Here is a 24624-nt window from a genome sequence, read left to right on the forward strand (position 1 = left end):
AAGGCACCGGTCCCCGGCGGAAACGGTGCCCCGTCTGTTTCTTGAAAGCCGCCCGCGGTCGTTACAGCTGACGGGCGCCGTCGATAAACTCCTTGCCGATCGTCTTTTCAAACTCGCTGTAGAGCGCTTCCATTGCTTTGACGAAGTTTTCCCGTTCCGCTTCGCTGAGATCGATCACCTGCATTTTACCGGAGCCGCGCAGCTTCTCTTCGGAGCCTTTGTCCAACTGGACGGCCAGCTCCCGCTCGTATGCGGTCGCTTCCGCCATCGATTCGTCGAAGGCCTTGCGGATGTCTTCGGGCAGGGCGCTGTACCACTGCTTGTTGGTCAGGACGATGTAGTCGATCCGCCCGTGGTTGGACACCAGCAGGTACTTTTGCACTTCCTCGTACTTCTGCGTGTCGATGTTGTTCCAGGTGTTTTCCTGGCCGTCCACCGTTCCCTGCTGCAGGGCGGTGTAGGTTTCCCCGAACGGAATGGTTGCGGCCCCCGCTCCCAGCGCCTTGAACTGCGCTTCCAGCACCTTGCCCGCCTGCGTGCGGAATTTTTGCCCGTTGAAATCTTCCGGCTTGGCAATCGGTTTGGTGGAGGTGAACACTTTAAACCCGTTTTCCCACATGGCCAGCCCCTGCAGATTTTTGCTTTCCAGGGAATTCATCAGCTTTTTGCCCAGCTCCCCGTCCCAGAATTTGATGACCGCCTCGTGGTTTTTAAAGAGGAACGGCATGTCGACAATCTGGAAGGAAGGGTTGAAGCCGACCAGCTTCGTCGCCGAAGGAGCGATGACATGGACGTTCCCCGCCTGCAGCGCTTCCAGTTCGTCCTTGTCGCCGTACAGTTGGGAAGACGGATATACTTCCACCTTTACCCTGCCGCCGGTCTTTTCCGCCAGCAGTTCGGCGAACCTGTTCGCGGCCTTGCCCTTTGGACTATCAGCCGTGGTGACGTGAGAGAACTTGACGATCAGCGGATTCTCTTTCGTGTAGGCGTTACTGTCCTGCGGCTTGGAACCGCCGCATCCCGCCGCTGTCAGCAGCAGTGCAGCGAGACAGCCTGCCATCCATGCGTGCCAACCTCTTTTCATGCGAAGACCCCCTTTTTTGGTATGGATCGCTTTCCAACCTGACGTTCGTTAATACTGAAAATTCCGAAAAATTTTCGCAGACGACCTGCTTTCCCCGATGTATCCGCTGTCTCCTGCGAACCATCACGATTTGCGCCAAGGCTACTCCTGCTTCAACACCTGATTCCGCACGCGCCGGACCCGTTCGCTGACCGATTCGGGACCGTGACCGCGCTTGTACACCATGAAGGTGCGGGTAAACTGGATGACCACCTCGTCGCGCTGGTTGTAGCCAACCGTTTTCACCTTGACGATGCCGACGTGGGGGCGGGACTTGGACTCCCGCTTCTCCAACACCTCGCTGTACGAGTAGATGGTGTCACCTTCAAAGACGGGGGCGGGAAGCCGCACGTCGTCCCAGCCGAGATTGGCCATCACGTTCTGCGAGACGTCCGCCACCGATTGGCCGGTGACCAGCGCCAGCGTAAACGTGGAGTCCACCAGCGGCCGCCCAAAATCGGTCCTGGCCGCGTACTCGGCGTCAAAGTGGATGGGATTGGTGTTCTGTGTCAGCAGGGTGAACCAGATGTTGTCCGTCTGCGTCACGGTCCGGCCGAGCGGATGGGGATACACGTCCCCCACCTCGAAATCCTCGTAAAACCGCCCTGTCCATCCTTCCTGTATGCTCATGGCTCCTCCTCTCTCCAGACTTAATGGATATTGGATCCAATTCTTATGATCATGATAGTATTCCCATCAAATCCTTGTCAATCCTTTTATTAAAGCGCTTTCATTAAAAAACGGCTACATGTAGCCAAGCCAGGACCACCAGGTTACGGCCATCAGATAGGTGATCGCCGTCGTCGCCAGCGTCAGCCAGAAACCGGGCTTGAAGAAATCCTGCTGCGTCACCCAGCCGGTCCCGTGCACCATCACGCCCGGGATCGTCTCCACCACCAGGATGAAGCCGAACAGACACGTTAGCCCCGCGACAAACGCCAGCAGCAGGGCGGGCGCACTCTGCGCCTGGGCGGACAGCGCCATCACCACCGGAACCGTCGCGATGACAGCCGTGGACACGTTGGACGTCACCTTGTGAATCAGCTGGGTCAGAATCGTCACCGTCAGGACCGCCAACGCCGGATTAGAAAAGAGGTACAGCGTGAGGTCGTTCTCCATCCATCTGGACAAGTAGTCCGTCACCCCCGTCTCGTAGAGCGCCCTGCCCAGCGAAAGCGTAACTCCCAGCATGATCAAGGGGGCAAATTGGATGTCGAGAATTTTGTCCCAGTCGGCCACCTTGATGCCGGGCCAGGCCATCAGCACGGCACCGATCAGTGCCGGAATCACAGGAGGCCAACCGTGGATGCCTTCCAGCGCCCACATTGCGCAGACGGCGCAGAGAATGGCCAGGAGCCGTTTTTCCCGCGCAGTCATCGGCCCGAGCTCCGCGATCATCTCCTTCATTTTTGCCTTGAGCCCTGTGGGGATTCCGTCTTTCTCGGGAAAACAGCGGTACAGCACCCACCAGGAGACGGGAACCAGGATCAGCCACATCGGCAGCGCCAGCAGCAGCCAGTCCAGGTAGGTGACGCGCTGCTGCAGGTAGGTGTTGATCAAATCAACGGTGATGACGTTGCCGATCGCCGCCGGCAGCACGGCGGTTCCGCTGATGCCGCAGCCGACCACCACGCCCATCATCCATGTTTTCCCCTGCACATCGCCCGCCTTCACGCCCAGGATGGAAGTGATTGAAAACACGATCGGCAGCAGCATGGCGGTGCGAACCGCAGCCGCCGGGATGAAGAAGGCCATCACCTGCGGGATGAGGATGATGCCGGCGAGGACACCGCCCTTCTTTTCCCCGAACCAATACAGCAGCTGGAACGCCAACCGCTTGCCAAGCGGGGTCTGCTCCACCGCGCTGGCGATCATCATGCCCGCCACGATGAGGAATATGGCCGGCGAGGCGAAGCCGGACAGGATCAAATCGGTGGAAACCGCCCCCGCCATGGGCAAAGCAAATAAGACGATCACGGCCGTCATGGAAAACGGAATCGGCTCCAGCACCCACAAGACGATGACCGCGAGCGTAATCGCCAGCGTCACCCGCGGCGCGTACTCCATGTAGTCCCATAGGCCAACGTACACGAGGAGGAAGGCCAGTGCCGAAAGTGCGAACCAGAGCGGCTTTTTCAGCACGAGCCACATCCCTTTTTTCTTCTGCTGAACCGCGACACGTTCCTTTTCTGTTTGTGGATTAATGGTGGACATAGGTTTTCCCTCGTACGAAAAGGATTTTTCTTTTAGGATATTGTATCCATTTTTAATTGTCTATCTATTTTGATTATTTTCAAAAACGTCCGGGAGATATCAAATCTCCCGGACGTTTCCCTCCGTTCCGTAGCCTGATGACAGTCTGCGAGTGTTGCCTCGGTTCAGGCCAGACCATGCTTCTACAGCAGAGCCGACACCGCGAACGGGCGTTACGCCCGTTTCGGCGCCAGTTCGACCGCCTGACGGATCGCCTCTTTCATGCTCAGCTCGTCAGCCACGCCTTTTCCGGCAATATCGAACGCTGTGCCGTGATCGACACTGGTGCGGATAATCGGAAGTCCGACGGTAATGTTCACCCCGGCTTCCAGGCCGAGCACCTTGACAGGGCCGTGTCCCTGATCGTGATACATCGCGACGACAATGTCGAAGTCTCCCCGCGTCGCGCGGAAAAAGAGGGTGTCTGCCGGGAGCGGTCCCACCGCGTCAATGCCCTCCTGCTGCGCCTGCCGCACCGCGGGCACCACTTTTTCCTCTTCTTCACCGTATCCGAACAACCCGTTTTCGCCCGCGTGCGGGTTGATTCCGCAAACGGCTATCTTCGGGGAGGAGATCCCCGCCTTCTTCAAGGTCTCATGAGCCATGACGATGACTTTGTAGACCCGCTCCGGCGTGATCATGTTCACCGCATCGATCAACCCCACGTGGGTGGTCACATGGATCACTCTCAGTTTGGGAGCGGACAGCATCATGGACACATCCTTGGTATTGGTCAGCTCCGCAAGTATTTCCGTGTGACCCGGGTAGATGTGCCCGCCCTTGTGCAGCGCTTCCTTGTTGAGCGGCGCCGTGCAGATGGCGTCGATCTCCCCGGATTTCGCCAGGTCGATCGCCTTTTCCAGGAAGCGAAACGCGGCGTCCCCGGCCTGGGCGGATACCTGTCCAAACGGCAGGTCTTCCGGCAGCAGGTCAAGGTCGAGGCAGTCGATCACGCCGTGTTCGTACTTCGCCGTGCCCGCATCACTGACCCGGCTCACGGACAACCCGGCTCCCGTGATGCGGTTGGCGCGTTCCAACATTTTCGCGTCGCCGATGACAAGCGGCCGGCACATCTGATAGACAGCCGGATCTGCCAGCGCCTTTACAATAATTTCCGGACCGATCCCGGCGGCATCGCCCATCGTAATGCCTACAATCGGTTTACTCATGTTGCCGATCTCCTTTCAAAACATGTAACGCATGAAGCAGCGTGTGCCTGGTGCCAAAAGCTCCCGCCTTCGTAACGACAAACAGCGGATGTGCACCAACGATGCGGCTGAGCGGAATCCCCGGCTCAATCTCGTCCAGGAGCTGAATGCCGCTGACACCCAAGTGGCGGCATACGGCTTTTGCCGTGTCTCCTCCGGTGAGAATCAACCCCTGCAGGTCATGCCGGGCGGCAATGGCTGCGGCGGCGGTGCCCAGCGCATCCGCGATCCGGTTGGAGATGTCCGTGTCCGTCATCCCCCGCGCCTCTCCCAACGCCTTGGCTCCTTTTACATGGGCGGAGGTGGCAAGGGAATAGAACGCCGCATTCCGTCCGCTCTGGACCGCTTCCTCCAGCTCATGGACACACCGCTTTAGTTCCCGCTGCTGCTCGTCCTCCCCTGCCAGCAGGGCGAGGGGATTCAGTTCCACGCAAGCCACGTGCGGCTCTTCGCAAACGCGCCTCACCTGATCCTGTGTCGTTTGCGAGATGCTTCCCGCAACCAGCAGTACCGGTTTTCCGGACGGAGCAATTATCACCTTCGGCCGGAGGCGTCCCGCAAGCCCAAGCGTCACGGGAAGAACATCGGCCAAACCCGCAGAGCCGGTCCACAAGATTCGTGCCCTGTACCCCGACATGATTGACGCAATCCGCTGCATGTCGCTGTCCGACTCGGCGTCGAAGACCATCACGTCCACGCCGTCCTGCCGCAGTCTGTCCACCTGTGCCCGAACGGCTTCCTCTCCCTCCCGCAGCACTGCCAGCGGGACCAGTCCCGTTTTCCGTTTGGATTGAGAGGCGAGCAGCTTGAGGATGTCCGATTCGCTTACCGGGCATTTGGGATCGCGGGCCATCTCCGTCTGGTCGATCGGCGTCCCGTTGAGATAGTGTCTCCCGTCTCTCGTCACACGGCCGATTTTGGGATATGCCGGGGCGACGACGGCGAAATCAAACGAAATCGTGTCCATCACCGCGTCAATTTCCGCCCCAAGATTGCCGCGCAGCGTCGAATCCAGTTTTTTGTAAACATGCTGGAACTCCAGTTCACGCAAATACTGCGCCGCTTGCCTCACCCTGGCGTACGCGTCTGACATCGGGAGGGAGCGGCTGTCCGTATCCATGACCGCGACGTCCGCATCGACGCACTCCGCAGCTGCGTTTTTCCAATCAAAAAGAACGCGTGTCTCCAAGCCCATCCGCGCAAACTGAACGCCTGAATCCGAGGCGCCTGTCAGATCGTCTGCGATGATGCCTATTTTTCTCATGACTGTTGCCTCGCCTTCTGTCCATGTTTCTCCCCTCCCGGGCTGTCTGGCCAAACCGTCCGCACATCATCGGCCGAGCCACAGCGAAATAGCAGGACAGCCAGCCGGGAGCCTTTTTCGTCTGACGATCGAAGCGGAGCGTCCCGAGCCGCCTGCCGCGGGACCCTCCCTTCTTCTCGATGGCTCATCATTGAGCCGTGTTGCTGTTGACGCCGATCCGCTTCGCCCACCAAGCCGTTACGATCGGTGCCAGAATGGCGGTCACGATCACGCAGGAAGCGATCAGCGCCGTTGCCGACGGCACCAATGGTTCGTACACGGGATTGGCGGCAGCTACTGCGGCCGGCACACCCACGGCGTTACCTGCGGTGGTGGCTGCAGCCAAACCGGCAATGCCGTTGCCGCCGGTCAATTTGTCTGCGGCAAAAAGCACGATGCCGGTGATGGCGACCACCGCCACTCCCAACAATACCCCCAGCAGGCCGGCTTTCCACACATTCTGAAGATTCAGACCTGCGCCGAGCGCAAAGGCGAAGAACGGCACCAGTACCGGCACGGCTTTGCCCAGATAGTCGCGCATGTCTTTGTCGAGGTTGCCGAGGATCATGCCGACGACGAGCGGCAAAATGGCGCCGACCAGCGTTTCCCAGGGAAAGGCGGAAAGACCTGCCACACCCAGCGTCACCATCGTCAGGAACGGCCCCGACTCCAGACTCATGATCGAGTACGCCCCGACGTCTTCCTTTTTCCCGAACTGTCCCATCAGGGCCATGTACATGCCGCCATTCGTGTCGTTCATCGCGGCCACGATCGCCAATACGGACACTCCGGCAAAGAATCCGCTTTCAATCATGCCTTCGCCGAGAAATTTCGCTGCGATAAAGCCAAGCACGACAGCCGTCCCCACTTTGGCAGCCAGCAGGGCACCGCCCTTTTTCGCGATATACGGCGTCGCCTTGAAGTCGATGGTCGCGCCCATGCACACATAGAAAACAGCCAGAATCGGGAGTGAGCCGGTCAAAAGCGCGCCTGTAAACGAACCAAACGTCTTCGCCGCCTCGGGAACACGGTATTGATCACCGCACCGAGCAGCAGCGGAATGATCATCATCCCGCCCGGAATCCGTTCAATGGATGCTTTAATTTTCATGCGCAAGTGCCCCCTTTGATGTCATTGTTTAAAAATGAAACAATAACTATTTGAAATCGTTTTCAATAGTCATTGTAAGACGAATCAAAGGGGAGATTCAATATTCAAACTGTTTATTTTTTCAACACATCTCCTAATTTTCTCCACAGCGTTGTTCGATTGATGCCCAATCGTTTGGCCGCGCGTGATTGATTCATGCCTTCTTCTTTCAGCACGTGCAGCAAAATTTGCCGTTCAATTTCTTCCCACGTTCCCTCCAAATTCAATTCGCCCAGGGGCAGCCCCGCGTTTCCGGCCCGTGTTTCCGCACTGTACCGCTGCCACGCTTCCTGCCATTCTTCCAGGCCCACATAGTGGCCCTCCGTCAGCAGCAGCATTTCTTCCACGACGTTTTGGAATTCTTTCAGGTTGCCGGGCCAGTCGTATTCGGCGAGCCGTTCAATTACCTCTTCCCTGATGCCGACGATGTGCTTGCCGTACGCCGAATTGTGATGGGCAATGAGCACACGCGCCAATTCTCCTATGTCCTCAACGCGTTCCCGCAGCGGAGGAATGCGCAGTTGGCACTCGGCGAGCTGGTGGAGCAGATGAGGGGAAAAGCCGCCTCGTTTCGCGACCTGTCCGGGCGACAGGTGGGAGGAGGCAATCAGCCGCAGCCGCCCCCCTTTTTGCAGCTCGGCCGCCAACTGATCCTGCAGGCGAACAGGCAGCTTGTCCACTTCCCCCAGGTACAGGGTTCCTCCAGATGCGGTTGCAAGCAAACCTGGTTTTCCTTCCGTTCCGAACAGTTCTTCCGCCAGCCTCTCTTCCTCTGCGGATGAACAGCAGACGGAATAGAATCGGTGCCGGCCTTGTCTGCTCGCTGCGTGGATAGCCTGGGCAAAATGCATGCGGCCGCTGCCCATCTCCCCGGTGAGCCAGACGCTTTTGTTCGTCTGCGCGTATGTCTGGGCCCGCTTTACCGTTTTCGCAATCTCCCGGCTGGACCCGATCACCTGCGCAAACGCAGCCAGCCGCTCCGGCGTCTGTATCTCCCGGAATGGCTGTGGCGGCACGCCCTTGCTTTCCTGCAGGTAGAGCATGAAAGCGGACGGCTCCTCCTTTGTGCGGGCAGCAATCCGGATATCGCACAAACGGCCTTGTATCGCCACGTGTTCCGCTGTGACCGTTGTGCCGTCCGGCTGGTCGGCGGAAAGCAGGGACGCAACTGCCGGCGGAATCGCGTCGGCATTGCCCAGCCACGCCTGCGCCGCCGGATTCGCGTACAGGATGTCGCCGTTCGCACGCACCGCCAGCACGCCTGTCGTGTCGTGCTGCAGGAGTTCCTCGTAAAAGCGCGCCTTTTCCAGCCCCTTCATGTAGATATCGTGGACGTACACCAGCTCCGTCAACATCTCCTGGACGGACTCGCGGCCAGACGTGATGAGGATGCCGTGATAACCCATTTCCTGTGCGGTCCTCACCGTGACGACATCGCCCAGTACGATTTGCGCGCCCTGATTGGTCGCACGCTCCAGCGCGCCTCTGACTTCCGACTCATGGTGAACAGGGTAAACGGGAATTTCAAGGTTGAGCAGGCTGGAGACCGTCGCCGCCCCCAGGCAGATTCCCGGGAAGCCGATGATGGCCGGCTTGCTGTTGGAATCCTTGATCAATGTGAGCACACGCAGGATGTCGTATCCGGAGACGGGGATGTCCACGACCGGAATGGACACGTGCTTGCGGATGAGCTGAGCCGTTCCGCCGCGGCTGACAATCGCGTCATACCTTTGCTTCTCGGCCTGCAGCACAATGGGCAGAGCCTCTTCCAGATCGGCGATTTCCACATCCATCTCGATCCGGTCGTCTTCTTTTGCAATGTCCAGCAGCAAATCACGCAAGCCCGGGTACGGCGCGATGCCTTTTACCTTGATTTTCGCCATGTTCTTGCCCCCAATATGTTGCGAAATGAAACAGATATCGCTAAAATTATACAACTTTGGCCGGAAAAAGCAAAAGAACCGGAACACCCGTTGTCCGGGCTTCCGGTTCACGAGATTTCGTTCAAGGTTTCCCCAGGGTTCGGATCACCTGCTCCGCTTCCTGATCGCGCCGCTTCGTTTCTCCCGCCGCAGTCAACCGCAGGAAGCGGTCGTCCAGCAGTTCGGCCAGAACGGCCCGGCGCTGTGTCTCGTCCAGTCCGAGCGCGAGCACCCTGTCCCGCATCGCGCCCAAAAAGGCTGTGTATTCTGCGTACTCCGGACCAAACTGCTCCTCCAACTGCCGGCGCAGTTTTTTTGCCAGACCGGGGTTGTGTCCGCCCGTGGATATGGCGATCTGCAAGTCGCCCCGCTCCACCACGGACGGGACGGTAAACGTGCACAAGTCGGGGCGGTCCACAATGTTGACCCACTGGTGCGAGCAGCACGCCCGGTGAACGGCCAGATTGACGCCGGGATCGTCCGTGGCTGCGATCACCACGACCGCGTCCCGCACGTCGTCAGGGTCAAACCGGCGGCGGTGCAGCGTAATGCGCCCCGCTTCCGCCCACGACTGGACTGTCGGCGTGCAGGCGGGACTGACGACCGTGACGACGGCTCCTGTGTTCAGCAGGCCGCCAATCTTTCGCTCCGCCACACGTCCTCCACCGACGACAAGACACTGTTTGTCCCGCAGATTCGCCATCATCGGGTAGAGCCGCACCCTGCCTCACTCCTCGAACCACTTGATCTTCTCCCGCAATTGTACCACGTCTCCGACCAGAATGATCGCGGGGTTGGAGATGCCAGGGTGGCGCTGGACTGTTTCCACGATGGTGGCCAGACTCCCGGTCACTGTCGCCTGCTCCGGCAGCGTCCCCCTGGCGATCACGGCGACGGGCGTGTCCGGCCGGCGTCCATGTTCCAGGAGCCGGGCACAAATCAGCGGCAGATTGGCAATCCCCATGTAAAAGGCGACTGTGTCCACGCCGCGTGCCAGCGCCCGCCACCTTTCCTCCTCCTCTGCCGATTTGCCGCCGCTCAAGTGCCCGGTCACCATGGCAAAGGAAGAGCCGTGCTCCCGATGCGTGACCGGGATGCCGGCGTAGGCGGGAGCGGCGATGCCGGCCGTAACGCCGGGAACGATTTCAAACGGAACGCCTCTTTGCGCCAAATGCTCCGCTTCTTCACCAACCCGGCCAAACACGCACGGATCACCGCCCTTGAGCCGGACGACCGTTTTGCCCTCCAACGCCTTTTCCGCCAGCAGCTCGTTGATCGCCTCCTGCCGCATCGTGTGGTTGCGCGGCAGTTTGCCGCAGTAGATGCGTTCGGCGTCTTCCCGGACGTGCTCCAGCAGCGCCGGATTGGCCAACCGGTCGTAGATGACCACATCCGCCGCGCGCAAACACTCCAGCCCTTTGACGGTGATCAGCTTGGAATCGCCCGGGCCCGCACCGACAAGGTACACCTTGCCGCGCTGCGTCATCGATTGCTCACCCCTGCCGACTCAAATGTCGCCATCTCCCGAATCATCCGGGTGGCCGCCTCCACGATCGGAAACGCCACCGCCGCCCCGCTTCCTTCGCCCAGCCTGAGGCCCAGGTCGATCAGCGGCTCCATGCCCAGTGCCCGGAGCGCGTGGAGATGACCCGGTTCCTGGGAGCGGTGGCCCGCAATCAGGTATTCAGCCGCTCCCGGATTGAGACGGACGGCCAGCAGTGCCGCCACCGTGGAGATGAAGCCGTCCACCAGCACGGGGATGCGGCGTGCCGCGGCTCCGAGCACGGCTCCTGCCATGGCGCCGATTTCCAGACCGCCTACTTTGGCCAGCGCCTCCAGCGGCCGATCCGGGTCGGGGCGATGCCGGTCGAGGGCCTGTTTGACGACTGCTTTTTTCCGCTCCCACGCCGCGTCGTCGACACCTGTCCCACGGCCCACCAATTCGTCCGGCTGCGCACCGGTAAGCGCCGCCAGCAGGGCGCTGCTGGCCGTAGTGTTTCCGATTCCCATCTCACCGATGATCAACAGCTTTGCTCCCTCGTCGATGATCGCTTCGGCGCTCTCCAGGCCGACTCGGATGGCACGCTCCGCCTCATCCAGGGTCATGGCCTCCTCCCGCAGCATGTTGCCGGTGCCGGGCCTGATTTTTTTTCGCCACACACCAGGCACTTCCACATCGGCAGCCACCCCCACGTCCACCACGTGCAGCAGAGCTCCGATCTGGCGGGAAAAGACGTTGATCGCCGCTCCCCCGGCCGCGAAGTTGGCGACCATCTGGACAGTCACTTCCTGCGGATAAGCGGAGACTCCTTCGGCGGCCACGCCGTGGTCGGCGGCAAAGACCAGCACGCCGGGCGGCGTTACGGAAGGAAGCGCGTTACCCGTCATCGCCGCCAGCCGGACAGCCAGCTCTTCCAGCCGGCCCAGGCTGCCCAGCGGTTTTGTTAGCTGATCCACGCGGCGTCTGGCCTCGATCGCAGCCGCTTCGTTCAGCGGTTCTATTTTTCCATACGGTTGTGTCCTGTTTGTGTTCATTTTCCCACCCCATTTTCCTGAAACGCTCTCATCTGCTCCTCGATCAGATCCAGCCGCACGTGTCGCCTGACGCAGTCGGCCAGCAGGTCGAAGCCGCGCTCCCGCAGCGCGACAAATGACGGCCGTTCGCCAAGCGGCGCCAGTCCCTTCCGTGCGCGCAGCTCATCGAGCAGCATCCAGCGGAATTCATCGTTGTGAAACAATCCGTGCAGATACGTGCCGAGCACCCGCCGCTTGGGATCATAAAACCCCTCGGCGCGATCGGCAAGCCGGATGAACGGAGCCGCCCCGTCGGCAAATACGGAACGCCCCATGTGGATTTCGTATCCCTCCAGCCGAATCCGCCTGCCTGCAAATGACGCTTCGCCGCTGCTCTGAACGGTGATCTTGCGCCGCTCCAGCGTGGTCGTCATCGGGATCAAGCCCATGCCTTCCACCGATTGACGCGGGGATTCCACCCCGTCCGGGTCGTTGATCGTCCGGCCCAGCATCTGATAGCCGCCGCACAGGCCGACCAGATACGAGCGTCCTGCCTCATGCAGCGCGAGAATTGCCCGCTCCAAACCCGTCTTACGCAGGAACAAGAGGTCTTCCAGCGTGTTTTTGCTGCCGGGGAGCAGAATCAGATCGGGCTGCCCCAGCTCTTCCGGCCGGGAGACATAGCGCACGGTGCAGTCCGGCTCGACGAAAAACGGATCGGCGTCGGTAAAGTTGGAAATGCGCGGATAGCGGATCACGGCGACATCAATCTCCCGGGCCGTTTCCGTTTGCCCCTGGTAGCGGTGCAGGATGAGCGAATCCTCCGCGTCGATCCACAGGTCGGGAATGAACGGAACGACGCCCAGCACCGGTTTGCCCGTATACTGTTCAAACCAGTCCAGCCCCGGCTTGAGCAGGGACAAATCGCCGCGAAACCGGTTGATGATCACGCCGATCACCCGCTCCCGATCCTGCGGCTCCAGCAATTGCAGCGTACCTACCAGGCTGGCGAAGACGCCGCCCCGTTCGATGTCGGCCACCAGGATGACCGGCGCGTTGGCGAGGCGAGCCACCCGCATGTTGACCAATTCCCGATCGTTCAGGTTGACCTCGGCCGGACTGCCCGCTCCCTCGATCACGATCCGCTCGTACGCAGCAGCCAGCCGGCCGTACGCTTCCCGGATCACGCGCAGTCCCTCCTCAAAAAAATCGCTGCGGTAGGCGAGCGCCTTCATGTTGGCGTACGGTTCGCCATTGACCACAATCTGCGATTCCGCGTCCCTGGTCGGCTTGATCAGGATTGGATTCATGTCGGTGGTGGCGACGATGCCGGCCGCCTCCGCCTGCACGCCCTGCGCCCGTCCGATCTCCTTGCCGTCCAGGGTGACGTAGGAGTTGAGCGCCATGTTTTGCGATTTGAAAGGAGCTGTCTTGTAGCCGTCCTGGGCAAAGATGCGGCAAAAGGCCGTCGCCAGCACGCTCTTCCCGGCGTCAGAACTGGTTCCCTGAATCATTAGCGGCAATGCCTTAGCCACGCGCCTTCACCTCCCGACACCGCTCCACCCAGCGCTTGGGCAGGGCAGGGTTGGAAGCGAAGTGCAGATGGGTGTAGCCGGCCACCAGATTGCCGCGGGCGTACCCCTCCGGTTTCGTGCCGCGCAGTCCCTTTGTCTGATACGCGTACGGCATCGTGTGTTCAGGCGCAAACGTGGAGTAGTGAAACTCGTGCCCATGGACGAGTTCGTCCGGGCCGATCAGGAAGTTTTCCGCTGTCCCCCGCACCTCCCGGTAGCCGAGCGCGGCCAGCCGTTTCTGCATCGTCACCGCGCCGGGGATGATTCCGGCCATCGGGTAGGTGTGTCCGTCCGTCGTCACGATCGCATCGGTCAGGTACATGAATCCGCCGCACTCCGCCAGCGTCGGCAGTCCATCGCGCACAGCCCGGCGGATCGACTCCAACACCGTCCGGCTGCGCGACAGCTCGGCGGCAAACTCCTCGGGAAACCCGCCGCCGATATAGAGGCCGTCCGCCTCCTGCGGCACGGGCTCGCCAGCCAGCGGGGAGAAAAAGAGCAGTTCCGCTCCGTTTGCCTCCAGCAGCTCCAGGTTTTCCGGATAGTAAAAGTGGAATGCCGCGTCCCTGGCGACGGCGATCTTCACCCGCTTCTCTTTGGGAACAGCGGGGACGGGAGCAAACAGCTTCCGCTCCGCAGAAAACGGTTCTGCCTGCGCCAGCTCCCAGACGCGGTCTACATCCACAGACTCCGCCACCCGTTCGGCCAGACGGTCAAACAGCGGCTGCAGTTCGCCCCGTTCCACCGACGGCACCAGGCCGAGATGGCGTTCGGGGATTTCCAGGCCGTCCTCCCGCCTGAGGTAGCCCACGACCGGCACGCCGCACTCCTGCTCGACGGCAGCCTTGATGATCTGATAGTGCCCCTCGCTGCCCGCTTTGTTGGCGATCACGCCGACGATCTTCACCTGCGGGTTGAGCATTTGAAAGCCCTTGACGATGGCTGCCGCGCTGCGGGCCATGCTCTGGCAGTTGACCACCAGCAGCACGGGCGATGCCGTCAGCAGGCTGATTTCCGCCGTGCTGCCCCGGTCGCTGGTCGGCTCCTTGCCGTCGTACATGCCCATCACGCCCTCGATCACGGCGATGTCCGCCCCTTCCGAACCACGGGCAAAAATCTCCCGGACGGTGTCGTGCGGCAGCATCCAACTGTCCAGGTTTCGCGACACCCTTCCTGTCACTGCCGTGTGGTAGGTCGGGTCGATGTAATCCGGGCCACACTTGAACCCCTGGACGACGTACCCTTTTTTCTTCAAGGCCGCCATCAGGCCGATGGTGACGGTCGTCTTGCCGGCACCGCTGCCCGTTCCGGCGATCACGATCCGGCGGTCGTTGGCACGCATGGACGTCCCTCCTCGCCGTACGGCATCAGTCCCACAGATATGGTGACGTTGCCCGATTTTTTCTTGGTCAGCACCAGTTTCTCCACGCCCGCGTACAGCTTGGCCGCCGGTTCGCTCACCCCGTACGCGCCGGTGTACTTGAACACCGTGTCCGACGGCTCCTCCATCGGCACGCGGTTCAGCTCATCCGGCGCATACCAGACAAACGGCCAGCCGTATTTTTCACACACGGCGATCAGACCTGCTTCATCCTTTTTCAAGTCGATCGTGGCCACCGCCTTGACGCTCTTCACGGAGAATTGCAGCTCCTCCAGCGTTTCCTTGATCACCGCCTCGATCTCTTCCGCCGACGTGCCGCGGTTGCAGCCGATGCCGAGCACAATCACCTTGGGCCGGTACAGGACCCCGTTGTCCAAAATGGCTTGTTCCTCGCGGGTAAGCAGACGGTGCGTCACCACCAGCGCCGCTTGCGGCCGGTCAGCCAGCGCATCCGGTATGGTCTCGTACACCCGAATGTTGGGGGGCATCGGCGTGTCGTGCATCCACCAGTTCCGCTCCCCCGACTCCTGCACTACGGCGACGCGTTCCTCATTGACCACGGAGGCGCTGACCGGGGTTAGCTTATCTGCGGACTCCCACTCCCAGCCAAAACGGCGGCCAAACAGGTCGACAGGTATCGTCTTCTGCACGTCGGAGGCGGTCGTGATCACCGGCCGCGCTCCCATCACCGCAGCCACTTCCCGCGCCAGTTCGTTAGCGCCGCCGAGGTGTCCGGACAGCACGCTGATCACATGTTCTCCCTTGTCGTCGATCACCACCACACCGGGATCGGTCTTTTTGTCCGTCAATAGCGGTGCGATCATTCGCACGACGGCACCGAGCGAGATAATCACGATCAGTCCCTTGTAGGCCGGCCAAAGCGCGGGAAACAGCAGGCGAACGCTGCCGGAAAACAGCTGGATGCCCTTTGCTTCCTCGTCGCCCTTGGCAAACTTGCTCATGTAGTAGAGATCCGTCCCCGGAAACGATGCGTAGAGCCGGCGCGCCATCTCCACACCGTGCTTGGTGATGGCGATGATCGCGTACTCCCCTTTCTGCCGGATGGCGGGAATCTCTCCTTCCGTCAATTCGATGATCATCCCTCTGTCACACCTTTTCTGTACCCATGGGTAAAGGATTTGTCGTACAGCCTGGAGCGGTGCTGCCTGCTCTTTTCGTGTAGCGACGGGTCAAGCGCCCGGCCGGCCAGAATCATCGCGTGCGAGCGAATGCCGTGCTTGGCCATCTCTTCGTCCAGATCTTTCAGCGTGGTGCGGACGATCACCTGGTCCGGCCAGCTTGCCCGCTGCACCACCGCCACCGGTGTATCTTCGCTCCAGCCAGCTTCCGTCAGCTCGCGGACCACTTTTTTCGTCAGGGTGGCGCTCAAAAACAGGGCGATCGTGCAGTGATGCTCCGCCAGCGCACGCAGCTTTTCCCGTTCCGGCACCGGAGTGCGCCCCTCCGCTCGGGTGAGGATCAGCGTCTGCGTCAGCTCGGGGATGGTCAATTCCGCCCCCAGCGCCGCCGCCGCGGCAAAGACGGAGCTGACGCCCGGCACGATCTCCACGTCTATGCCCGCCTGTTTCAGGAGAGCGATCTGCTCCATCGTCGCGCCGTAGACGGACGGGTCGCCGGTGTGCAGTCGGACCACTGTTTTCCCCTGGCGGACGCGGTCGACCATCAAGTCCACCATTTCTTCCAGTGCCATGCCGGAGCTTTGCAGGATTTCCGCGCCCGGCTTGGCCTTAGCCGCCAGTTCGCCGCTGACGAGCGAGTCGGTGTAGAGGACGACATCCGCCTGCTGCAGCAGTTTCAGCCCTTTTACGGTAATCAGATCGGGATCGCCAGGACCCGCTCCCACGATGTACAGTTTCATGTCCTTTTCACCACCATCAGTGTAAGGTAACCAAGCTCTGCCCGCTCCAGCTCGCGGACGTCCGTCCACACCATTTCTTCGGCGGAGGTCACTTTCGTGGCGACGGCCGCCTTGTCGACGAGATCCAGCTCGCGCAGCAGCTCGATGATCATCGGCAGCACCTTGGCCACCTTCAAAAAGACGACGCAGTCGTGCGAAAGCAGCGACTGTCGCATCGCCTCCCGGTCGTCCGTGGCCGGAATGATGCCGATCTGCTCATCGCCGTCCGCAAGCGGCAGGCCGAGCCGGGAAGCGGCGCCGAGAAACGAGGAGACGCCCGGCACGGAGACGATCCGCACCTCGGGATGTGCCGCCTGCATCACCCGCATCATGTGAATAAACGTGCTGTAAAACAGCGGATCGCCCTCGGTGACAAAGGCGACGTCCTTGCCTTGGCGCAGCCGCTCCCAGACAATCTTCACTGTGTTGGCCCACTCCCGCTCCAGCACGTCCTTGTCCTTGGTCATCGGAAAGACCAGTCCGAGCATCTCCTTGCCGTCCGAAGGCTTGACGTACAACTCGGCAATCTGGTGGGCGTAGCTTTTGCTGCCCATCCGCTTTTTCGGGTAGGCGACCACCGGCGCCTGCTGCAGCAGGCGAAATGCCTTGACCGTAATCAGCTCCGGATCGCCGGGGCCGACGCCGATGCCGTACAGGGTTCCAATCCCGCTCATGCGCTGTCTCCTCCTCTCTGTCTCCACTCCTGCTTGGCCCAGGCAGTGATGATGTAGACGGGGTTGAGCCCCTCGAACCGGGTCATGTTCAGGATTGGCTTGCTGCGCGACAGCTGCGTCAGCGTCACCGCCGTCTCAAAGTGTTCCTCCGCAAACGCCTGCAGCGCCGCGTACAGCGTCTCGATCGTGGCCGCATTGACGACGATCCGGCCGTTTGGCCTCAAGCGGCTGCAGCATACGCGCAAAAGCTCCCGCAGTTCGCCGCCGCTGCCGCCGATAAAAACCGCGTCCGGATCGGGAAACTGCTCCAGGCCCTCCGGCGCTCTGGCGTGCACGACGGTGAAATCGGTGCGGAACCTGGCCATGTTCTGGCGGCAGTTTTCCAAATCGTCCGCGTTTTTTTCCACCGCGTACACCTCGCCTTCCCGGGCGATCCGCGCCGCTTCAATCGCCACCGAACCGGTGCAGGTGCCGATGTCCCAGACGACGCTTTTGACGTGAAGCTGCATCTGCGCCAGGCTGAGTATGCGCACTTCCTTTTTTGTAATCAGCCCTTTGTCCGGCTTGCGCTGGGCAAACGCTTCGTCGGCGATGCCGAGCGGCCAGACAGGACTCTCCCGCCGCCTGCGCAGGATCACCACGTTCAGGTCGGAAAAGGTGCCCTCCGCCATCTCCTCCAGCGTGTACCAGCCGCTCCGCTCTTCCTGGCTGCCCAGGTTTTCGCCTACAAACGCGTCGTACTCGGTCATGCCAAACGAAAGCAGGTAGCGGGCGATGGCGGCGGGATTGTTCTGGCGATCGGTCAAAAGGGCCACCTTGTCCCTGCCGTCGATCCGCTGCGCCAGTCCCTTCATGCTGCGCCCGTGCACGCTGGCAAAGTAGGCATCCTGCCACGATTCGCCCATTCTGGCAAAGGCGAGCTGAATCGAGCTGAGATGCGGGTAAATTTCCACGTGCAGCTTTTTGGCCAGCAGGCTGCCAACGCCGTAAAACAGCGGATCGCCCGAGGCGAGGATTACCGTTTTCCGCTTCTCCTCGCGCAACCGGTCCGCCAGCGCCATGAGGCCTCCCTTCAGCACCAGCTTTTCGCCCGTGTACTCGGGAAAAAAGGAGAGGTGCCGTTCTCCCCCGACCAACAGTTCGCTCTCCATGATCCATGTGCGGTACAACGGCAGCAAGCTCTGCTGTCCGTCGTCCCCGATTCCGATCACCTTAATCGCCTGTGTCATTCACTGTCACCCTTCCCAACAGGGACCCTTTCATCGTAATCAACACAGTCTCAATCTCCATGCCGCCGCCCACTTCCTTCAGGCCGGCGCGGCAGCAGCTTTCGCACAGCTTGGCAAAAAAAGCGGGGCAATCCGCCATCAAGTCGCCCACCTGTGCTGCTGTATTGGCTTCTTTCGCCTGCCGCACCAGCTCGTCGGGCGCCCCCGCCTCGGCCGCAAGCCCGGCGAGAAAATCAAAATTGACCGGCGCGCTCTTGGAATGAACCATCATCACCCCTTGGGCCACTTTGGAGAACTTCCCCATCATCCCGACCAGGGTTACCTTTTTCACCTGCTTACGCTTGCACTGCTGCAGGGAAAACCCGACAAAATCCCCCATCTCGATGAATGCTTCCTCCGGCAGTTCGGGGTACAGCTGCATGCCGAACTGCTCGCTTTTGCCGCCTGTGGACAGCACGAGGTGCGCGCATCCCGCCTCGCGGGCCACGTTGATCGCCTGAGCGATGCTGGCCTTGTAGGCGGCAGTGGAAAAGGGGACGACAATGCCGCGCGTGCCGAGAATGGAAATGCCGCCGACGATGCCGAGCCGCCCGTTCATCGTCTTTTTCGCGATCTCCTCTCCGGCGGGCACGGAAATAACCACGCGCACGCCCCGCTCCACGCCGTACTCTCCCAGCACGGACTGAACCGCCTCTCGAATCATTTTCCGGGGGACAGGGTTGATCGCCGCCTCGCCGACCGGCACCGGCAGTCCCGGCTTGGTCACCCGGCCCACGCCGACGCCGCCGTCCAGCTCCATGCCTGGCTCGTCCCGCCAGGTGACCGTGCTGAGGATCAAGGCGCCGTGAGTCGCATCGGGGTCGTCTCCGCCATCCTTGATGATGCCCGCTGTCGCCTCGTCGGCAGTCCACTCGCAGCTCTCCAGTTGAAACGTCACATCCATGCCGGCCGGCAGGGGAATGGTGGCCTGCGTCTGCCGCTTTTGGGTGATCAGGGCGGTGAGAGCCGCCTTGGTCGCCGCAGCCGCGCACGCGCCCGTGGTGTAGCCGTGGCGGAGCGGTTTGGCTTCCTTTTCTTCCGTCGCCGCTTTTGCCGCCATGACCTATCCCAACCGTTCCGCCATCAGCGAGAGTGCGTTGACCGCCGCCACGGTGACCGGACTGCCGCCCTTGCGCCCGATGTTGGTGATAAACGGCACGTCCAGTTTGGCCAGCTCTTCCTTTGATTCGGCGGCGGAGACGAATCCGACCGGCATACCGATGATGAGGCCCGGTTTGGCCTCTCCTTCCTTCACCAGGCGGATCAGCTCCAACAATGCGGTCGGCGCGTTGCCGATGGCGAAAATGCCGCCCTCCGCCTCCTTGACCGCCTTGCGCATGGAGATGATCGCCCGCGTCGTGTTGAGCCGCTTCGCCTCTTCCATGACGTCCTTGTCGGAGATGTACACTTTCACCTGACCGCCGAACTTTTCGATCCGTTGTTTGCTGATCCCCACCTGCACCATCTGCACGTCGGCCACAACGATTTTGCCGCTGCGGATGGCTTCAATGCCCGCGCGGACGGCGTCCGGGTGAAAGACCAGGCTGCGTCCCAGCTCAAAGTCGGCAGAAGCGTGTATCACGCGCTGCACCACCGGGAACTGCTCCTCGGTAAACGGATGCTCTCCCAGTTCCTCCGTAATGATCTGAAAACTCTTGTCCTCGATCTCCTGCGGCTGCACCGTCAGCGGTCTAAACTCCGTGCGAAAGTCCATGTCGCGCTCCTCCCTTTCTTTGCAGGCAGCTTTCGATCTCGTCAGCGGGCCCGTCCCGCGAAAGCGGCCCCGGATCCCGGGTCCCGGGGCTGTTTATCCCACGGCAGGGACAGCCAATTCCCGCAGCTGCCCGATGACGCCGTCAAAATCGGTATACGCAGTGCCGTACTCAATCTGCGGCCGGGCGATCACAATCGTCTCGATGCCCATTTCCAGGGCCGCTTCCACTTTTTCGTCAAACGCGCCTGCGCGGCCGCTCTCCTTGGTGATCATCAGCGTCACGCCGTAATGGTTGTAGAGCGCCTTGTTCAGTTCCTTGGAAAACGGCCCCTGCATGGCGACGATGTTCTTTTGCTCGATGCCCAGTTCCTCGCACTTCTGCATGTTGTCCACGCGCGGCAGCATCCGGGCGACCAGCGTCGTGTCCGGCAGGCCGAGCAGCCGGTCGGTGAAAATCTTCAGCGTCTTGCTGCCGGTCGTCAGCATGATCACGCCGCGTTTCTGCGCCGCCACTTCGGCCGCCTCGACGTAATCCTTCACCACGGTGATGTTGTCATGCCCGGGTGAGGCGACGCTTTCCCGCTCGTAGCGAATGTAGGGGACACCCGCCTCCCTGGCGCCGGCCATGGCGTTTTTCGACGCTTCTTCCGCGTAGGGGTGGCTTGCGTCCACCACGGCCTGCACGCCTTTGGCTGTAATCAACCGGCAAATGTCCTCCGCGTTCAGACGGCCCACCTGCACCGGCAAACCGGCTTCGGCCATGCTTTTGGCAGCGTTCTCCGTCACGACGGTGGTCAACAGGTCGTATCCCGCCGCCATGATCCGCAGGGCCAACTCCCGTGCGTCGCTGGTTCCGGCCAATATGAGAATCATCGCTCGTCCCTCCTACTTCGCCCCCTGCGGCATGTGCTCGTGATGGTGGTCATGGCTGCCGCCGCGGCTGTGGTCATGATCGTGGCTGTGGTCATGATCGTGACTGTGGCCGTGATGATGCCCGTGGCCATGATCGTGGTCGTGATGATGGTGGTGATGATGGCCGATGTGCTCCATCGCCGCCAGCCTGTACTGGCAGGTGTCACAGTTCAGCCTTACTTCGCCGTGCAGCGCCTCTTCCACCCGCTCTTTCAGCACCGCCTTGAGCAGCGGGTGGTAGCCGAAATATTCCGCCAGGGTAAAGCGGACTTCGGGATAACGCGCGCGAAAGTGCCCCAATTGATCCGCCATCCGCTTGATCAGCACGCCGGTAAACAGAAAGTACGGCAGCACCACCACGTGGCGCGCCCCCAGCTTGACACAGCGCTCCACTCCTTCTTCGTACAGGGGAAAGGTGACGCCCATGAAGGCCGTCTCCACCCATTTCGCCCGCCATCGCTCCCAGAACAGGCGGGACATCTTGTAGATGTCACTGTTGGCGTCCGGATCGCTGCTGCCCCGGCCGATGACCAGCACGGCCAGCTCCTCGTCATCCGCCCCGGAGGCGAATCCGGCTTCCGCCATGCGCGCCGCCAATATGTCCAGCACCTGCTCGTGGACGCCAATCGGCCGCCCGTAGATAAATTGCACGTGCGGATGCTTTTCCTTCGCCTCGTCGATGGCCGCCGGAATGTGAATCTTGGCGTGGCCGGCGGAAAACAGGATGATCGGGATGACCGCCACCCGGGTCGCCCCTCGCTTCACACAGGTGTCCAGTCCTTGCAGCACGTCCGGCTGTTCAAACTCCAGAAAACACGTTTCGATGATGGGTATGTCCAACTCCGGGGCCAACGCGGCCACAAACTGCCTGACTTCTTCGTTTCCCTCGGGGTCCTTGCTCCCGTGGCCGACAAACAACACCGCGTCCATGTCTCGTCCTCCTTATTCGCCCGCGGGCACGCTCCAGACCGGCGAGCAGACTCAATCCCCGCAGACGGCGTTTTCAATCTTTGGCGCAGGCATCTCCTGCCAGACAAATCCCTCAATCTCACCGACGCGCTGAAAAAACTTGTGAAACCGTTCGTTCGGGAAGGCATCCCGCTTGTACCGCGCCACAATCCGCTCAATGAGCGGCACGATCTCCTCAGGCTCAATACCCTCCGCCACCGGTATGCCGGCGTGAGCGCTGCGCCCCACCGTTTTGGCGCCGAGGAACAGGTCAACCTTTCCCTTGCGAAAGACGATGCCGATGTCTTCCTTGACTGCGCCGTAGCAGGCCATGCCGCAGCCGTTGACCCCGATCTTCAGTTCCTTGGGCATCGTCTGGCCGCCCAGCTTTTGCTGAAGCTCCTCTGCGTAGGGAATCCCGTCCTTTTTCTCCCCGTCGCAGAAGTCGCACGCCTTCACCTGCACCACGTCACCGGTCGGCATCAGCAGCAGCCCCAGCTGGCGCAGGCGTTCTGTCACCGTATTGGGATCGGCGGTCGGGACGCGCAGGATGATCTGGTGATGCGGCGTGTATTCGATTTCCCCTTTTTCTCCTGCCAGTTCGGCCAGCGCGAGCATCTGCCGAGGCGTAAACTTCTTGTTTGCCACCCCCGGGCTGACTGCGCACTCGAAAATCATTTCGGGCACAAACCCGCTGGGGGGCCTGCCAGCTGGCGGAGCAGCGGTTGCCGCTCCCTCGTCCCCATGAAGCGCAGCAAGTGCCTGCATCGCCCAGTCGTACGGCGTCCGGACGGCGTCAGGCTGCTCTCGCTGACCGGCCGACATGTCCGCGACAGCCGCGGCGGACTCCTCCGCGGCAGGAGATGGCGCCGCCTGAACCAGGCCGCTGCCTGCCTGTGCTTCCAGCGACCACGGCTCGTTTTCCACCCGCAGTCGCTGGTGCGGCTTCAGCGCCTGTTCGTCTGACGACAGCGTATACTTGCGCTGATAGCCGCGCGGGGTAATCATCAGCCCGTCGTAGACAAAGGTGGAGGAATTGCCGATGATGACCGTCGTCAGCATGCCGATGTCGTGCTCCAGCATCTTGCCCAGCGTGGTCAGCTCGATCCGCTGCCGCTCTCGATAGGCGCTTTTGACGATGCCGACCGGGGTGTCGGGCGAGCGGTACTTGAGCAGGATGCGCTGCGCCTCCACGATTTGGCGCGTCCGCCGTCCGCTGCGCGGGTTGTACAAGGCGATGACGAAATCTGCCTGTCCCGCTGCGTCGATACGCTTGGCGATCCGTTCCCACGGCGTCAGGTGGTCGCTCAGGCTGATGGTGCAGGCGTCGTGCATGATCGGTGCCCCAAGCAGAGCCCCGCAGGAGTTGATTGCAGAGATGCCCGGGATCACCTCCACCTCCACACCGCCCTCCCGCGACCAGCCCTGCTCCACCAGCACTTCGTAGATCAGCCCGGCCATGCCGTACACGCCCGCGTCGCCGCTGGAGATCACCGCCACTGTTTTGCCTGCTTCCGCCTGCCGGACGGCTTCCCGCGCCCGGCTCACTTCTTCGGTCATGCCGGTGCTGACGATCTCCTGATCGGTCAAGAGGCCGCAGATCAAGTCCACATAGGTGGTGTACCCGATGATCACGTCACTTTCCTCGATCGCTTCCCTGGCCCGCTTGGTAATGTGTTCGAAACTGCCCGGCCCGAAGCCGACGACAAACAATTTTCCGCTCATGAGGAGCCTCCTTTCCATAACGGTCCCTATGGGCCCGTGCTCACCGAAATCGCGAAGGCCGCCGCCATGCAGAAGACAAGCCCCAGGACCGACACCAGCTTCATCAGCCGGACCGCCGCAGCGATGTCGTCCGGGCGGAGCGGCCGGAGAGGATTGCCCAGCTTGGCCCGGTTGGACGGCACGCCCTGGTAGTAGTTGAGTCCGCCAAGCTGCACGCCGAGCGCGCCCGCCACGCCCGCTTCCGGCAGCCCGCTGTTGGGGCTGGGGTGCAGCCTGGCGTCGCGCCGGATTACCGCCCAGCACTGGCGCCAGTCCAGCCGTATCAGCCAACTGACGGCGACGAGCAAAAGGGCGGTCAGGCGGGCGGGCAGGTAATTGAGCAAATCGTCAAACCGCGCCGACGCCCAGCCGAGATTGCGGTACTTCTCGTTCTTGTAGCCGACCATCGAGTCCAGGGTATTGGCCGCCCGATAGGCCATCGCCAGCGGCGCGCCGCCCAGCGCGGCGTACACCAGCGGAGAGATGATCGCGTCGACGATGTTCTCCGCCACGGTCTCCACCGCCCCCCGGCAAATTTCCGATTCATCCAGCTGCTCCGTGTCCCGGCCGACGACCATGGAGAGCGACTGGCGGGCCGCCGCCCAATCACCTCTTTGCAGGTGGTGAAAAATCTCCATGCCGGCGTCGGCCAAGCCTTTGGTGGCAATGGTGGTGGAAATCAGCCAGACTTCCAGAGCGATGGCCAGCCAGGGATGGACCCATCCCGCCGCGTACAGCAGTGCCCAGGTGACGACAAGGCTGCCGCCTGCAATCAACAGCGGGAACAAAATACCGGCCGCTTTCAGGTGCTCTTCCCGCTTGACCAGCGCGCGCAGCAGCCGCTCCAGCCCCATGATGCACCAGCCTATTCCGACCACCGGATGCGGCAGACTGCGCGGATCGCCCACCACCCGGTCTATCCCGTACGCTGCCAGCAATATCAATGCCTCGTTCATCTCGTCCCTCTCTTTGTTTCCACACGCGGTGGTTCCGTTCTAT

The 24624-nt window shown here is 61.4% G+C and carries 21 protein-coding genes and 1 pseudogene; all 22 read right to left on the reverse strand.

Features of this window, described 5'->3' with window-relative positions:
- Positions 1–61: 61 nt before the first annotated feature.
- Positions 62–1084 (reverse strand): TRAP transporter substrate-binding protein, encoded by a 1023-nt coding sequence (locus ETC00_RS09840; RefSeq protein WP_171565823.1) that lies wholly within the window; start codon positions 1082–1084, stop codon positions 62–64.
- Positions 1085–1225: 141 nt separating this feature from the next.
- Positions 1226–1753, reverse strand: coding sequence for a MaoC family dehydratase (locus ETC00_RS09845; protein WP_171565824.1), 528 nt, complete (start codon positions 1751–1753; stop codon positions 1226–1228).
- Positions 1754–1867: 114 nt separating this feature from the next.
- Positions 1868–3337, reverse strand: coding sequence for an SLC13 family permease (locus ETC00_RS09850; RefSeq protein ID WP_171565825.1), 1470 nt, complete (start codon positions 3335–3337; stop codon positions 1868–1870).
- A 212-nt stretch (positions 3338–3549) separates the two neighbouring features.
- Positions 3550–4545 carry a 4-hydroxythreonine-4-phosphate dehydrogenase PdxA gene (pdxA, locus tag ETC00_RS09855; protein ID WP_171565826.1) on the reverse strand — a complete coding sequence of 332 codons (996 nt, stop codon included), beginning with the start codon at positions 4543–4545 and terminating at the stop codon, positions 3550–3552.
- Positions 4538–5848 (reverse strand): four-carbon acid sugar kinase family protein, encoded by a 1311-nt coding sequence (locus tag ETC00_RS09860; RefSeq protein ID WP_171565827.1) that lies wholly within the window; start codon positions 5846–5848, stop codon positions 4538–4540. The genes pdxA and ETC00_RS09860 overlap by 8 nt, the downstream gene beginning before the upstream one ends.
- A gap of 187 nt (positions 5849–6035) precedes the next feature.
- Positions 6036–6997: pseudogene (locus ETC00_RS09865) on the reverse strand (2-keto-3-deoxygluconate permease).
- 113 nt (positions 6998–7110) lie between these two features.
- On the reverse strand, positions 7111–8919 hold the full coding sequence (locus ETC00_RS09870; protein ID WP_171565828.1) for a sigma-54-dependent Fis family transcriptional regulator: 1809 nt from the start codon (positions 8917–8919) through the stop codon (positions 7111–7113).
- 121 nt (positions 8920–9040) lie between these two features.
- On the reverse strand, positions 9041–9679 hold the full coding sequence (locus ETC00_RS09875) for a precorrin-2 dehydrogenase/sirohydrochlorin ferrochelatase family protein (RefSeq protein ID WP_171565829.1): 639 nt from the start codon (positions 9677–9679) through the stop codon (positions 9041–9043).
- Between the two features lie 6 nt (positions 9680–9685).
- A complete protein-coding gene (gene cobA / locus ETC00_RS09880; RefSeq protein ID WP_171565830.1) occupies positions 9686–10444 on the reverse strand; it encodes a uroporphyrinogen-III C-methyltransferase in 759 nt (252 codons plus the stop codon).
- A complete protein-coding gene (gene cobT / locus ETC00_RS09885; protein ID WP_171565831.1) occupies positions 10441–11493 on the reverse strand; it encodes a nicotinate-nucleotide--dimethylbenzimidazole phosphoribosyltransferase in 1053 nt (350 codons plus the stop codon). The genes cobA and cobT overlap by 4 nt, the downstream gene beginning before the upstream one ends.
- A complete protein-coding gene (locus ETC00_RS09890) occupies positions 11490–13007 on the reverse strand; it encodes a cobyric acid synthase (protein ID WP_171565832.1) in 1518 nt (505 codons plus the stop codon). Before ETC00_RS09890 ends, cobT begins: the two co-directional genes overlap by 4 nt.
- A complete protein-coding gene (locus ETC00_RS09895; RefSeq protein ID WP_171565833.1) occupies positions 13000–14388 on the reverse strand; it encodes a cobyrinic acid a,c-diamide synthase CobB in 1389 nt (462 codons plus the stop codon). Before ETC00_RS09895 ends, ETC00_RS09890 begins: the two co-directional genes overlap by 8 nt.
- On the reverse strand, positions 14361–15527 hold the full coding sequence (locus ETC00_RS09900) for a cobalt-precorrin 5A hydrolase (RefSeq protein WP_171565834.1): 1167 nt from the start codon (positions 15525–15527) through the stop codon (positions 14361–14363). Before ETC00_RS09900 ends, ETC00_RS09895 begins: the two co-directional genes overlap by 28 nt.
- Positions 15524–16306 carry a precorrin-4 C(11)-methyltransferase gene (cobM, locus tag ETC00_RS09905; RefSeq protein WP_171565835.1) on the reverse strand — a complete coding sequence of 261 codons (783 nt, stop codon included), beginning with the start codon at positions 16304–16306 and terminating at the stop codon, positions 15524–15526. The genes ETC00_RS09900 and cobM overlap by 4 nt, the downstream gene beginning before the upstream one ends.
- Positions 16303–17019, reverse strand: coding sequence for a precorrin-2 C(20)-methyltransferase (cobI, locus tag ETC00_RS09910; RefSeq protein ID WP_171565836.1), 717 nt, complete (start codon positions 17017–17019; stop codon positions 16303–16305). Before cobI ends, cobM begins: the two co-directional genes overlap by 4 nt.
- The gene (gene cbiE, locus ETC00_RS09915; RefSeq protein WP_171565837.1) at positions 17016–18248 is read right to left on the reverse strand and encodes a precorrin-6y C5,15-methyltransferase (decarboxylating) subunit CbiE; all 1233 of its coding nucleotides are present in this window, start codon (positions 18246–18248) and stop codon (positions 17016–17018) included. Before cbiE ends, cobI begins: the two co-directional genes overlap by 4 nt.
- Positions 18232–19347 carry a cobalt-precorrin-5B (C(1))-methyltransferase gene (locus ETC00_RS09920; protein WP_171565838.1) on the reverse strand — a complete coding sequence of 372 codons (1116 nt, stop codon included), beginning with the start codon at positions 19345–19347 and terminating at the stop codon, positions 18232–18234. The genes cbiE and ETC00_RS09920 overlap by 17 nt, the downstream gene beginning before the upstream one ends.
- Positions 19348–19350: 3 nt before the next feature.
- Positions 19351–20001: a precorrin-8X methylmutase gene (locus ETC00_RS09925; RefSeq protein ID WP_171565839.1), complete on the reverse strand. Its 651-nt coding sequence runs from the start codon at positions 19999–20001 to the stop codon at positions 19351–19353.
- 93 nt (positions 20002–20094) lie between these two features.
- Positions 20095–20874: a precorrin-6A reductase gene (gene cobK, locus ETC00_RS09930; protein WP_171565840.1), complete on the reverse strand. Its 780-nt coding sequence runs from the start codon at positions 20872–20874 to the stop codon at positions 20095–20097.
- Between the two features lie 12 nt (positions 20875–20886).
- Positions 20887–21843: a sirohydrochlorin chelatase gene (locus tag ETC00_RS09935; protein ID WP_171565841.1), complete on the reverse strand. Its 957-nt coding sequence runs from the start codon at positions 21841–21843 to the stop codon at positions 20887–20889.
- Between the two features lie 51 nt (positions 21844–21894).
- On the reverse strand, positions 21895–23586 hold the full coding sequence (gene cobJ / locus ETC00_RS09940) for a precorrin-3B C(17)-methyltransferase (RefSeq protein WP_171565842.1): 1692 nt from the start codon (positions 23584–23586) through the stop codon (positions 21895–21897).
- A gap of 26 nt (positions 23587–23612) precedes the next feature.
- Positions 23613–24581: an adenosylcobinamide-phosphate synthase CbiB gene (gene cbiB / locus ETC00_RS09945; RefSeq protein ID WP_171565843.1), complete on the reverse strand. Its 969-nt coding sequence runs from the start codon at positions 24579–24581 to the stop codon at positions 23613–23615.
- Between the last annotated feature and the right edge of the window lie 43 nt (positions 24582–24624).

The sequence above is a fragment of the Brevibacillus sp. MCWH genome (assembly GCF_013096935.1).
Lineage (GTDB): Bacteria > Bacillota > Bacilli > Brevibacillales > Brevibacillaceae > Brevibacillus > Brevibacillus aydinogluensis.